Annotated in this window: 12 protein-coding genes and 4 tRNA genes; 13 read left to right on the plus strand and 3 right to left on the minus strand. The window is 67.1% G+C overall.

Going from position 1 to position 12,432, the window contains the following annotated elements; genetic code table 11:
- Nucleotides 1–16: 16 nt before the first annotated feature.
- Nucleotides 17–1,252, minus strand: coding sequence for a hypothetical protein (locus ACT3SZ_RS15885; RefSeq protein ID WP_444620275.1), 1,236 nt, complete (start codon nt 1,250–1,252; stop codon nt 17–19).
- A gap of 137 nt (nt 1,253–1,389) precedes the next feature.
- Between ACT3SZ_RS15885 and ACT3SZ_RS15890 the strand changes: the two genes are divergently transcribed.
- The 9 genes from ACT3SZ_RS15890 (at nt 1,390) to ACT3SZ_RS15930 (ending at nt 6,617) form a co-directional block, all read left to right on the plus strand.
- Entirely contained in the window at nt 1,390–1,656 is a 267-nt protein-coding gene (locus ACT3SZ_RS15890) for a metal-sensitive transcriptional regulator (protein ID WP_444620277.1), read from the plus strand.
- Between the two features lie 38 nt (nt 1,657–1,694).
- Nucleotides 1,695–3,812 carry an aminodeoxychorismate synthase component I gene (gene pabB, locus ACT3SZ_RS15895; protein WP_444620279.1) on the plus strand — a complete coding sequence of 706 codons (2,118 nt, stop codon included), beginning with the start codon at nt 1,695–1,697 and terminating at the stop codon, nt 3,810–3,812.
- A gap of 53 nt (nt 3,813–3,865) precedes the next feature.
- Nucleotides 3,866–4,603: a YggS family pyridoxal phosphate-dependent enzyme gene (locus ACT3SZ_RS15900; protein ID WP_444620281.1), complete on the plus strand. Its 738-nt coding sequence runs from the start codon at nt 3,866–3,868 to the stop codon at nt 4,601–4,603.
- Nucleotides 4,604–4,728: 125 nt separating this feature from the next.
- A tRNA-Glu gene (locus ACT3SZ_RS15905) sits at nt 4,729–4,801 on the plus strand.
- Nucleotides 4,802–4,851: 50 nt separating this feature from the next.
- Nucleotides 4,852–4,925 (plus strand) — tRNA-Asp (locus ACT3SZ_RS15910).
- A 76-nt stretch (nt 4,926–5,001) separates the two neighbouring features.
- Complete coding sequence (locus ACT3SZ_RS15915) at nt 5,002–5,976, plus strand: MsnO8 family LLM class oxidoreductase (protein ID WP_444620282.1); 975 nt, start codon at nt 5,002–5,004, stop codon at nt 5,974–5,976.
- Nucleotides 5,977–6,064: 88 nt separating this feature from the next.
- Nucleotides 6,065–6,138 (plus strand) — tRNA-Asp (locus tag ACT3SZ_RS15920).
- A 35-nt stretch (nt 6,139–6,173) separates the two neighbouring features.
- Nucleotides 6,174–6,246 (plus strand) — tRNA-Phe (locus ACT3SZ_RS15925).
- Nucleotides 6,247–6,320: 74 nt separating this feature from the next.
- Nucleotides 6,321–6,617, plus strand: coding sequence for a GNAT family N-acetyltransferase (locus tag ACT3SZ_RS15930; protein ID WP_444620284.1), 297 nt, complete (start codon nt 6,321–6,323; stop codon nt 6,615–6,617).
- Nucleotides 6,618–6,627: 10 nt separating this feature from the next.
- Here ACT3SZ_RS15930 and epsC read toward each other — a convergent pair whose 3' ends face one another.
- Together epsC and cysK are read right to left on the minus strand one after the other, a co-directional pair.
- Nucleotides 6,628–7,194, minus strand: a complete 567-nt coding sequence (epsC, locus tag ACT3SZ_RS15935; protein WP_441578957.1) for a serine O-acetyltransferase EpsC — start codon at nt 7,192–7,194, stop codon at nt 6,628–6,630.
- A gap of 219 nt (nt 7,195–7,413) precedes the next feature.
- A complete protein-coding gene (gene cysK / locus ACT3SZ_RS15940; RefSeq protein WP_301444058.1) occupies nt 7,414–8,349 on the minus strand; it encodes a cysteine synthase A in 936 nt (311 codons plus the stop codon).
- A gap of 155 nt (nt 8,350–8,504) precedes the next feature.
- On the opposite strand from cysK, the gene ACT3SZ_RS15945 reads away from it, so the two are divergent.
- From ACT3SZ_RS15945 to murA, 4 genes are all read left to right on the plus strand, one after another.
- A complete protein-coding gene (locus ACT3SZ_RS15945; protein ID WP_444620286.1) occupies nt 8,505–9,317 on the plus strand; it encodes an enoyl-CoA hydratase-related protein in 813 nt (270 codons plus the stop codon).
- Nucleotide 9,318: 1 nt separating this feature from the next.
- The gene (locus ACT3SZ_RS15950) at nt 9,319–9,801 is read left to right on the plus strand and encodes a DUF2505 family protein (RefSeq protein ID WP_444620288.1); all 483 of its coding nucleotides are present in this window, start codon (nt 9,319–9,321) and stop codon (nt 9,799–9,801) included.
- 196 nt (nt 9,802–9,997) lie between these two features.
- Nucleotides 9,998–10,846: an acetate metabolism transcriptional regulator RamA gene (gene ramA / locus ACT3SZ_RS15955; protein WP_441583140.1), complete on the plus strand. Its 849-nt coding sequence runs from the start codon at nt 9,998–10,000 to the stop codon at nt 10,844–10,846.
- A 21-nt stretch (nt 10,847–10,867) separates the two neighbouring features.
- Nucleotides 10,868–12,148: a UDP-N-acetylglucosamine 1-carboxyvinyltransferase gene (murA, locus tag ACT3SZ_RS15960; RefSeq protein WP_444620291.1), complete on the plus strand. Its 1,281-nt coding sequence runs from the start codon at nt 10,868–10,870 to the stop codon at nt 12,146–12,148.
- Nucleotides 12,149–12,432 lie beyond the last annotated feature (284 nt).

Genomic DNA, 12,432 nt, shown 5'->3' on the forward strand with positions numbered 1-12,432 from the left:
CGCCGGAGGTAGAACCCTATCCTTCGGCGGTGTCTTCGGATCGCTCGCCGGAGGGGTTGGCAACCGGTTCCCGGAACGCCGCGAAGCTCCGCTTGAAGCGGACGGACGTATCCGCGGCGAATCCGACGGCGTTGTCCTTCACATCCCCCACCGCTGAGCGCCATTTGCGTGCTTCATGGTGGTCTCGGTGGGACTCGAGTCCAAGCTGTTCCTGGAACTCGACGACATGCTCAGTCACCAGATCCGTCGAACGCAGGATTCTTCTCGGCGGAAGTGGCCGGAAGAGAACGCTCTCATTGGCTCGGGAGAGCGCCCCGTCCATCCTGGTGAGAAGGTGATTGAGGCTATCGCCCATGCGGTCCCACCGCTGGCTACGCGCGGTTTCCAGACCGATCCGGTGTTTGTTCAGATCGTCAGGTGATGCCCCCATCACCCGGTCGAGTTCGAGAATATCGACCGCCTCTTGCAATTGGATGCAGTTGACCAAGACCGTCAGCCAGTCCTGGACCGAGGTCTCGATGGCCTTCGCGCTCGACACCAGGTCGCCGAGGTCGGAGGTGTCATCAAGGGCATCGGCGAGCGCGGTAAGCCGGCGCAGTGCGTAGTTGCGGGTGCTGGCAATAGTCATGGATGCGGTGTGGACTTTCGACCAGGTGGTCTCCGAGACTGAGCCGACCGACTCACGGACCGCCATGGCATCGTCAATGACATCACTGACTCCATAGAGCTGGGAGAGGACCGAGTCATTGAAGGACTGTAGGACGTCATCGAGCTTCTTGTCGATCGTCTTCAGATAGTCGGTGATCTCGTCCATCATCTGGGACATGGCCAACTGGGTCATCAGGGCGGCAGCGTTCGACAATGCTGCGGGGTTCGTCAACAGGGATGTGGGGGTGCGGACGAACTCCAGGTTCTTCAGGAACTGCCCATTGCTCGCACGAACGGTGGCGTGAAGATTCCCGGTCGTCGAGTTGGTGACGAGGGGAGCCCTCTTCACCAAGGCCGCGGACTCTTTGGTGAGCGGGAGCCATCGGCCCGAATTTGCGGAGATCTCTGAACCCACGTTCAGGATGCCGGACATCGTCGACGCCCCGGACCTTAATGGCCGGGAGGGATGCCCTGTGGCGCTGAGCCCCGTCTTGTCGAGAAAGCTCTGAACGAGGTCGGGGGAGCCGATGACGGCGATTCCCCTGTCGTCCTTGATCAGTTGGATGTCCGTGCCGGGATCGCCGGCCGGCTCCTGCTCGGTCATAGTTTCTCTCCCAAAAGACAAGTGGTGTGAGAGTAGTCTACCGTTCGAGTTTTGTTCACGATGGTGCGGAGGTAGCCCCCGCTCCGGGTACACTGACCGGGTCCCCTCACAAGATCCGAACTCTCCAGGAGCCTCCAGTGAAACTTACCGACCCCACGTCCGATGCCGTGCTCAAGCGGCTACGGCGCGCCCGCGGCCAGCTCGACGGCGTCATCACGATGATCGAGAACGACCGTGAGTGCCGCGACATCGTCACCCAGCTCGCCGCCGTCTCCCGCGCGCTCGACCGCGCCGGGGTGAAGGCGATCTCCGGCGGCATGCGCGACTGCCTCGCCGCCCCCGAGGGCACCGCCCCGGAGGATTGGGAAGAGGAGATGGAGAAGCTCGTCCTCTCTCTCGCCTGACCCCGGCCCACCGGGGCCCGGACGGTAAGGTGACTCCGGTGAACAGCACGTCTCTCCACACACCGCTCCGAACCTTGCTGGTCGACAACCACGACTCCTTCACCTGGAATCTCGTCCACGACCTGACCAGGGTGAATGGGGTCGAACCGGTGGTCGTCCCGAATGACTGGGACCGGTGGGACGCCGAGGGCCGCGAGCTGCTGGCCTCCGTGGACAACGTCGTCATCTCCCCGGGGCCGGGCACCCCGCTCATCCCCGAGGACGTCGGCATCTGTCCCGAGGTGGTGCGCGCCGCCGTGGCGTCCGGCATTCCGGTGCTGGGCATCTGCCTCGGCCACCAGCTCATCGCGCACATGTATGGCGCGACGGTGGGCCCCGCGCCCGAACCGATACACGGGCGGGTCAGCGCGGTCGAGCACGACGGCCGCGACCTCTTCCACGGCCTGCCCACCCCCGTCGACGTGGTGCGTTATCACTCCCTGGCGGTGTCGGACGTCCCGTCGGGCATGACGGTCACCGCTCATGCCGACGGCCCCGACGGGGTGGTGATGGGCATCAGCGTCGTCGATGACCTGCTGTGGGGTGTGCAGTTCCACCCCGAGTCGGTGCTCTCCGGCCACGGCCGGGCGATCTTCGCCAACTTCGCCGCCCTGACCCGCACGCACGGCCGCGCACGCACCGTAAAAAGTCGGGTCATCGCCCTGAGTGTCCGGGATACGCGGGCCTTTTCCGGGGAACTCTTCGAGCGTTTGTACGGGCGTATCAACGATACCTCGACCCAGTGCGTCTGGCTCGACGGCAACCGGGAGAACGATCCGCGCGCCCGCTTCAGCGTGATGGGCGCTTCGCGCACCAGCGTTACCGCCGTCGCTAGCGGGCAGGACGCTCCGGCGACGGTGACCGTGTGCGACGCGGATTCCGGCGACGGCGCCGAATCCGTGGAGACCGACATCTTCACCTGGCTGCGCGGCGACCTCGCCCGACGCCGGATCACCGGCGACTCCGCGTCCGTGCCCGGCTGCGGATTCCGCCTCGGCTGGGTCGGCTACCTCGGCTATGGGCTCAAGGCGGACTGCGCGGTCGGGGAGGGGGCGACCACTCGCCACGCCGCCCGCATCCCGGACGCCGGCCTCGTCCTGCTCGAACGCGCCATCGTCATCGACCACGAGACCGCGCAGGCGCACCTGCTCACCCTCGACGGCGCGCAGGACGCCGCGTGGCAGGACCACGTCGCCGGTGTCGTGCGCGAGGTGCAAGACGCGCAGGACGCGCAGAGATCGCAGGACGCCGCGGCGTCCGGAGCGTCCTGCGCGGTGGCGGTGACCCTGCACGGGCGCGCCGACTACACCGCCAAGGTGCGCGAGATCCAGCGGCTGATCACCGCCGGGGAAACCTACGAGGCCTGCCTGACCACCACTCTCGAGGTCACATCAGGGCAGGGGACGCCGGACACGCTGGGCCTCTACCGTCGACTGCGCGCCGACAATCCTGCCCCCTTCGGTGCCTACCTGCGCCTGCCGGGGGTGACGGTGATGTCGACCTCGCCGGAACGCTTCCTCAGCGTGAACGCGGATGGACGCGTCACGTCCTCCCCGATCAAGGGGACCCGGCCGGTCGGCACCGATGCCGCGCACGACGACCGCATCCGCGCCGAGTTGCGCGCCAGTGAGAAGGATCGCGCCGAGAACCTCATGATTGTCGACCTGGTGCGTCATGATCTGGGACGCGTCGCCGCACCCGGCACCGTGGAGGTGCCGGAACTCTTCGCCGTGGAGAGCTACGCCACCGTCCACCAACTGGTCAGCACCGTCACCGCAGACCTTGCCGCCGGACGCGATGGGCTCGACGCCGTGCGCGCCGCCTTCCCGCCCGGGTCGATGACCGGGGCGCCGAAGGAGCGCACGATGCGCATCCTCGACGAGCTCGAGGACGGCCCGCGCGGCGTGTACTCCGGTGCGGTGGGTTATCTCTCGCTCGACGGGGCGGTCGACCTGTCCGTGGTGATCCGCACGCTGGTGGCCGAACACGGCGCCGAACACGGAGCAGCACGCCTGACCTACGGCGTCGGCGGGGCCGTCGTCGCCCAGTCCAGCCCGGACGGTGAGTACGACGAGACCGTGGTCAAGGCCGCTCCCGTGTTGCGGCTGTGTGACTGATCGCGACTGACTGCCACTGAGCGCCGCTGATCGCGTCCGATAGTCTGGACGCCATGGATACCGTGAATGCAGACGGCGAGAATCAGGACGTCCGGGCGCTGCGCGAGGCCGTCGCCGAGGTGCGTGCCCAGGTCGACGCCGCTGCGCTGGCCGCCGGACGCGATCCGGCCGCGGTGCGTCTGCTGCCGGTCAGCAAGACCGTGCCCGTCGACCGGCTGCGCCACGCCGTGGACGCCGGCATGCACGAGTTCGCCGAGAACAAGCCCCAGGAGGTCCAGCGCAAGGCCGTGGAGATGGCCGACCTGCCCGTGCGGTGGATCGCCATCGGCCACCTGCAGACCAACAAGGCCAAACTCGTCGCCGAGCACGCCCACGAGTTCCAGGCGCTGGACTCCGTGCGGCTGGCCGAGGCGCTGCAGCGCCGACTGGCCACCGCCGACCGCACGCTCGACGTGTTGGTGCAGGTCAATACCTCCGGCGAGGAGGCGAAGACAGGGGCGGACCCGCAGGACGTCCCGGCGATCCTCGACGCCGCCGCCGGCTGCGACCGGTTGCGCGTGCGCGGGTTTATGACCGTGGCCACCAATACCGGCGAGGAGCAGGAGGTACGGCGCTGCTTCGCCCAGCTCCGCGGCATCCTGGAGACCGCTCGGGCAGACGCCGTGGTCGACCCGGCGCTGCTGACCGAGCTGTCGATGGGCATGTCCGGGGACTTCCGCACGGCGATTGCGGAGGGTGCGACGTGTGTGCGCGTGGGTACGGCCATCTTCGGTGCGCGCGACTACCCCTAGAAACACGTCCTGACGTGCTGCTTCTTCCCCGTGTTGGAGTTTGGGCGGTCGGTAGTTTATTCTAAACGGGCTGCCGAACAGGAACGGTTACGGGATTCTCCGTGGTCGATTCTGCTTGAGGTAGGGCTCCCATCGTCTAGTGGCCTAGGACTCCGCCCTTTCACGGCGGCAACACGGGTTCGAATCCCGTTGGGAGTACTGCGTGAGACCGGTTCTTCTACGATTCGTCTTCCGTACAACAAGATAATGGCCCTGTGGCGCAGTTGGTTAGCGCGCCGCCCTGTCACGGCGGAGGTCGCGAGTTCAAGTCTCGTCAGGGTCGCAAGTCAACAGCGGGCGCACACCATCACGGTGTGCGCCCGCTGTTTGCGTGCGCGCAGGTCTCTAGGGTGGGGGATATGCGATACTCCCTGCTCGACCGCGCCAACACCGTCGACGGGACGCCGGACGCTACGGCGCTGCGCCGCGTGGTCGAGCGTGCAGGACGCGCCGAGGCGCTCGGCTACCACCGCTTCCTCGTCGCCGAACACCACGGCGTGCCCGGCATTGCCGGCAGCGCCCCTGGGGTGTTGGCCGCCGCCGTCGGCCAGGCGACGTCCACCGTGCGCATCGGCACCGCCGGCATCATGGTGCCCGATCATGCGCCGATCGTCGTCGCCGAACAGGCCGCCGTGCTGGCCGCACTGTTCCCCGGACGCGTCGACATCGGCCTGGGGTCCTCCGTCGGCTTCACCGGCGCGGTGCGCCGGGCACTGCGCCAACCGCAGGACGCCGCGACGGCGCGCGAGGGCTTCGCCGACGACCTCGCCGAGGTGCTGGGCTACCTGCGCGGCGGCGCTGACGGCACGCACGCGCCTGAGGCGCCTGAGGTGACGATGCGTCCTGCGCTCGCCACCGCCCCACCGGTGTACCTACTCACCGGTGGCTCCCCGCACAGCCTGGCCCTGGCGTCCCACCACGGCCTCGGGGTGATCCTCGGCGGGCCGGACCCGGGGCGGGTGGATCGTGGGGGAGAGGACGCGGCGCAGGAGGTGATCGTGTCGCGCACTGTGGCCGTCGCGCCCACCCGGGAGGCCGCACGCGACCTCGTCCTGCCGGAAGTGTGGGCGCAGGTGATGTCGCGCAGTACCGGTGCCTTCATGCCGCTGCGTCCCGTGGCGGAGCTCGACGAGGCGGAGCTGACCGCACAGCAGCGCCGGCGCGTGGACCGGGCGTTGGAAAACACGGTGTACGGCACCGCCGAGGACGTCTCGGCGGCGCTGCACGCCCTGGCCGCGCGCACCGGGGCATCCGAGATCCTGGTGACCGGGGGAGCGTCCGATCCGGCGGGGCAGGAGCGCAGCGATGCACTGCTCGCCGGAATATTCGCCTGACCGGTGCATTTGTCTGATTGTGGGGACGCTGTGTACAGTATCCCATCGTGCACAGCGATCGGCTCCGGCCAGACCGCTGGTATTGCACGGCCCTGTGGCGCAGTTGGTTAGCGCGCCGCCCTGTCACGGCGGAGGTCGCGAGTTCAAGTCTCGTCAGGGTCGCTAGATCGTCCGAAGGTTTTCCTCCGGGCTTTCTTGCCCAGATAGCTCAGTTGGTAGAGCGTACGCCTGAAAAGTGTAAGGTCCCTGGTTCGATCCCTGGTCTGGGCACAGTCAACATCCCCCTCGGTGAAGTCACCCGAGGGGGATGTCGCGTAGGCGGGGGCGGGGTTACACTCGGGGCCATGAGTACTGAAAACTCCGGCAACCTCACAGTCACCCACGACGTTGACGGTGCGCGCTACGTCCTGCAGGTCGACGGGGACACCGCCGGCGTCGCCGAGTACGTGCAGGTCGGTGCCGTACGAGACTTCAACCACACCGTCATCGACCCGCGCTTTCGCGGTCGGGGGCTGTCGTCCCCGCTGATCTCCGCCGCGTTGGACGCCACCCGCGCCGAGGGATTCGGCGTCCTGGCGTCCTGCTCGGCGGTGGAGGGGTTCATCGCCAAGAACCCCGCCTACCAGGACCTGGTGCGCTAGATAGGGTGCGCTAGATGTTGTTCTGCATATCGTTGACGTAGCCCGCCGGGTCGACCAGGGGGGTGCGCTCGTCGGCCTTGCGGTGACGGACCTTCGCCGGCGCGCCGATGAGGATGGAGTCCTCCGGGGCGTCCTTGGTGACCACCGAGTTCGCGCCGATCGCCGAGCGGGCACCGATGGTGATCGGGCCGAGGACCTTCGCGCCGGCACCGACCATCACCCCGTCGCCGATGGTGGGGTGGCGCTTACGCTGCACCAGCTCGGAGCCGCCGAGGGTGACCCCGTGGTAGAGCATCACGTCGTCGCCGATCTCGGTGGTCTCACCGATGACCACGCCCATGCCGTGGTCGATGAAGAACCTACGCCCGATGGTGGCGCCGGGGTGGATCTCGATGCCGGTGAGGAAGCGGGTGAACTGGCTCAGGATGCGGGCCGGGCCCTTCGCACCGCGACGCCACAGCCGGTTGGAGACCCGGTGGCTCCAGATCGCGTGCAGCCCGGAGTACACCAGCGCGTTCTCCAGGTCGCCGCGGGCGGCAGGGTCGTGCGTCCTGGCGTTGTCCAGGTCTTCCTTCATGGTGCTCAGCAGACTCACCGGTGGAGTCCTCCTTCTTCTCGTTCTTTTCTTGACGTCGGTGTGCCGGGGCGATGACAGGCCGTGACAAGCCGCGGCACGCGAAACGGCCCCGGCGCCGGGGCGCGTCCGTACAGGCGTGATAACACCTGATGATACGGACGTTTCCGTGCGTCGGGGCCGTGAGGGGTCGGGCGCGGTGCGCGCCGACCGTGCTCCTGACTAGTCGCGCAGGTCGTCGAACAGGAGGGTGGAGACGTAGCGCTCACCGAAGTCGGCGACGACGGCCACGATCAGCTTGCCCTCGTTCTCCGGCTTCTTGGCCTCCTCCAGGGCGGCCCAGATGTTCGCACCGGTGGAGATGCCGACGAGGATGCCTTCCTTGGCGGCGAGCTCGCGGGCGTACTTCACCGAGTCTTCGATGGAGGCATCGTACACATCGTCCAGGATGTCCTTGTTCAGGTTGTCCGGGAAGAAGTTGGTGCCGATGCCCTGGATCTTGTGCGGCCCGAAGGTGCCCTCGGTCAGCAGCGGGGAGTCCTTGGGCTCCACACCGACGATGCGCACCGAGTCGCTCTGCTCCTTGAGGTACTTGCCGGCACCGGAGATGGTGCCGCCTGTGCCCACACCGGCGATGAAGACGTCGACCTTGCCGTCGGTGTCCTCCCAGATCTCCGGGCCGGTGGTCTTGTAGTGGACCTCGGGGTTGGCCGGGTTGGCGAACTGACGGGCCAGCACGGCGTTCTCGGTGGACTCCACGATCTCATTGGCCTTGTCCACGGCACCCTGCATGCCGGCCGGCGGCGGGGTGAGGACGAGCTCGGCACCGAGCGCGCGCAGCATGATGCGACGCTCCAGGGACATCGACTCCGGCATGGTCAGGATGACCTTGTAACCGCGGGCGGCACCGACGGTGGCCAGGGCGATACCGGTGTTACCGGAGGTCGCCTCGACGATGGTGCCGCCGGGCTTCAGCGTGCCGTCCTTCTCGGCGGCCTCGATGATCGCGACGCCGATGCGGTCCTTGACGGAGTTTCCCGGATTGGCGGACTCGAGCTTCACCGCGACGGTGCCGGGCAGCCCCTCGGTAAGCTTGTTCAGCTTCACCAGGGGGGTGTTGCCGATCAGGTCGGTGATGTTCTCGTAGATCTTAGCCATGCTGGTGAATGGTCCTTTCGTGTCCCTCAGTCCAACAGACCGATCGGTCTGTCTGTATACCGGGGCCAGTCTACACAATGTCAACGTGCGTCGCCATGGGTGACGGCCTGCTGAACCGGGGCGCAGGGGTACCCGGCTGTGACACAATCGGGTGCATGAGTGATCAGCCAGCACAGCAGAATGCACCGTCCTACGAGACCATCACGACGGCGACGGGAGGCGCCGACGGCGCCGTCGCCACCATCACGCTGAACCGTCCTAAAGCGCTCAACGCCCTGAACCAGACGGTGATGGAGGAAGTCGTCGGTGCCCTCGAGGCCTTCGACGCCGATACCTCCGTGCGCGCGATCGTGATCACCGGCTCGGAGAAGGCATTCGCCGCCGGGGCCGACATCACCCAGATGAAGGACCAGACCTGGCCGGACATCAAACTCACGCGCTTTTACGCCATGTGGGAACGCGTCACCACCGTGCAGACCCCGATCATCACCGCGGTCTCCGGCTTCGCCCTCGGCGGCGGTTGCGAACTGGCGATGATGGGCGACATCATCCTGGCCAGTGAGAAGGCGAAGTTCGGCCAGCCGGAGATCACCCTCGGCGTGATCCCGGGCATGGGTGGCACGCAGCGCCTGACCCGCGCGGTGGGCAAGTACAAGGCGATGGACCTCATCCTCACCGGGCGCATGATGGGTGTCGAAGAGGCCGAGCGTTCCGGCCTGGTGTCCCGGGTACTGCCGGCGGACGGCTTCCTCGACGAGGTCGCCACCGTCGCTGACACCGTCGCGGCACAGTCCGCGGTTGCGCTCGCCGCAGCGACCGAGGCGGTCGACGCCGCGCTGAACACGCCCCTGACTGAGGGGATGCGCCAGGAGCGCGAGGCCTTCTGGGGGCTGTTCGCCACCGAAGACCAGAAGGAGGGCATGTCCGCCTTCGTCGAGAAGCGCAAGCCCGAGTGGAAGCACCGCTGATATGGCCAAGAGCGTAGAGCTAACCAGGACGATCGAGTTGCCCCTGGAGAAGGTCCACGCGGTGGCGTCCTCCGAGGAGTACCTGCTGACCGTGGACGACGCATCGACCTCGAAACTCGTGGTCACCGAGGCCGAACGGGAGCAGGACGCCGACGGCGGCGTGCGCGCCCGCGTCGTCGCCGCGCGCCAGAAGGACGACGGGAGCCCGGGGTTTGCCATGGAGCAGACCACGGACGTCACCGCGATCGTCGACGACGGATTCACCTCGACCACCGTCACACCGCTGCCTAAAGGGATGGGCACGATGACCGTCGTGATGGCCTACACCCGGGACGGCGAGGAGTCGGTCCATGTGGACGCCGAGATCATCGCGGAGGTGGGGATTCCGCTGCTCGGCGGAAAGATCGCCCGCAAGCTCGTGGACAGCGGGGACAAGACCGTCGACAGCGGCCTGGACCGGATCGTCCGGCTGGCGGGTAGGTAGGGAATCGGGGGTATCCCCCTTTTGTTCGCGGGGGTGGGTATAAGCCCCCCGATGGGGAGGGTGGTCTTCTAGACCTGCAGGTTTTGGGGGAATCCGCTGAATTTTCTATACTCGGACCCTGTAAAGCCCGCGTTCCCCCGCACTCGGGTGTGACCTGATCGGGGGGTGACCTCCGATCACAACAGAAAGGTGCGCCGTGGAGCAGCTGCGTCACCGAGATGATGACGACGCCATTCGTTCAGCGCTGTCGTCCCTGAAGAACTCGACGGGAATCCCCGTCACAATGTTCGGGTCGTGCCAGCCGGACGGACGCATGGTGATCAACCAGTGGGTGGGGCTGCGAACCCCCGCACTCAACAACCTCACCATCGACTCCGGCCAGGGCGTCGGCGGCCGGGTCATGGCGACCCGGCGTCCGGTCGGTGTCTCCGACTACGCACGGGCCAAGTCGATCTCCCACGAGTACGACCGCCCGGTACGCGACGAGGGACTGCACTCCATCGTCGCCGTGCCCGTGATCGTCGGACGCGATATGCGCGGCGTCCTGTACGCCGGCGTGCATTCGCCGGTGCGCATGGGGGACAAGGTCCTCGAAGAGGTCACGATGACCGCCCGCGTCCTGGAACAGGACCTGGCCGTGAACATCGCCATGCGACGCACCGACGGCGGTGCGTCCCGCGAGAGCTCGGCGAAGCCGCCGCGCGCGATGACGGGTGCGGAGTGGGAGCAGGTCCGCGCGACCCACTCGCGCCTGCGCATGCTCGCCAACCGCGTCGTGGACGACGAGATCCGCCGTGACCTGGAGATCCTCTGCGACCAGATGGTCAGCCCGGTGCGGGTCAAGCAGACCACGAAGCTCTCTGCCCGCGAGCTCGACGTGCTCGCCTGCGTCGCCCTGGGGCACACCAACGTGGAGGCGGCCGACGAGATGGGCATCGGTGCCGAGACGGTGAAGAGCTACCTGCGCTCGGTGATGCGCAAGCTCGGCGCGCACACCCGCTACGAGGCAGTCAACGCGGCCCGCAGGATCGGTGCACTTCCCTGATCCGTAGGTAGGATGTGAGGGGTGAAAGATCATTTCCTCGTAACTGGTGGTGCCCGTCTCGACGGTTCGGTCCGTGTGGACGGCGCCAAGAACAGCGTCCTCAAGCTCATGTCCGCGGCATTGCTGGCAGAGGGGACGACCGTCCTGCGGAATTGTCCCGACATCGCCGACGTGCCCTACATGGCTGACGTCCTGCGGGGCCTGGGATGTGAGGTGGAGCTCGACGGGGGGACCGTCACCATCCACACCCCGGCGGAGATCTCGCCGAACGCCGACATCGACGCGGTGCGGCAGTTCCGCGCCTCGGTCTGCGTCCTCGGGCCCCTGACCGCGCGGTGCCACCGCGCCGTTGTCGCCCTGCCCGGTGGCGACGCGATCGGCAGCCGTCCTCTCGACATGCACCAGTCGGGGCTGGAGCGCCTGGGCGCGAAGACCCGAATCGAGCACGGTTGCGTGGTCACCGAGACCGAGCGGCTGACCGGAGCGAAGATCATGCTCGACTTCCCCTCCGTCGGCGCCACGGAGAACATCCTGACTGCCGCGGTGCTGGCCGAGGGCGTGACCGTCCTGGACAACGCCGCGCGTGAGCCCGAGATCGTGGACCTCTGCCACATGCTGCGCGACATGGGCGCGAACCTGGAGGGGGAGGGGAGCAATACCATCACCGTGACCGGTGTGGACAAGCTTAAGCCGGTGGAGCACGAGGTCGTGGGCGACCGGATCGTGGCGGGCACCTGGGCTTACGCCGCGGCGATGACGCGCGGCGACATCACCGTTGGCGGCATCGACCCGGCGCACCTGCACCTGGTGCTGGAAAAGCTGAAGCTCGCCGGGGCGAAGGTGGAGACCTACCCGACCGGCTTCCGTGTCACGCAGGACGAGCGGCCGACCGCCGTGGACTACCAGACGCTGCCCTTCCCCGGATTCCCCACGGACCTGCAGCCGATGGCGATCGCGCTGTGTGCGGTGAGCGCGGGGATGAGCGTGATCACGGAGAATATCTTCGAGTCGCGCTTCCGCTTCGTCGACGAGATGACTCGACTGGGAGCCGATATGACCATCGACGGTCACCACGTGAGCATCAGGGGAGTGGAAGAGCTGAGTTCGGCACCCGTGTGGTCCTCGGACATCCGGGCCGGTGCCGGCCTGGTGCTCGCCGGGCTGTGTTCGGACGGCGTGACTCAGGTCAACGACGTCTTCCACATCGACCGCGGGTACCCCGGCTTCGTGGAGAAGCTGGTGGATCTCGGAGCCACGGTGGAGCGGGTGACGGCCGGCGAAGGTCGGCATTCACGGCACTGAGTGCTGTGACCAGGCGCTTTGTGTGTGCCGGTCGTCCTGTGTAGGTTTATGCGAGTCAGAGCGACCGACACCGCAGAGAATGCGGCAGGAAAACGGGCCTGATGATCTACACGAAGTTCGCTTCCTTCCTGGAGGATGCGGCGCCGACCGGCCGATTTGCACAGCAGAGCGGCGAGGTTGTAGAGTACAGGGTCTGCCACGAAGCGAGATACCGACCGGATCGGTTGTTGTCAGTGCTGCGTGTGCGTGTGTTGTTTGAGAACTCAATAGCGTAACAAACGAAG

It is taken from the genome of Corynebacterium sp. AOP40-9SA-29 (assembly GCF_052377405.1).
GTDB lineage: Bacteria > Actinomycetota > Actinomycetes > Mycobacteriales > Mycobacteriaceae > Corynebacterium.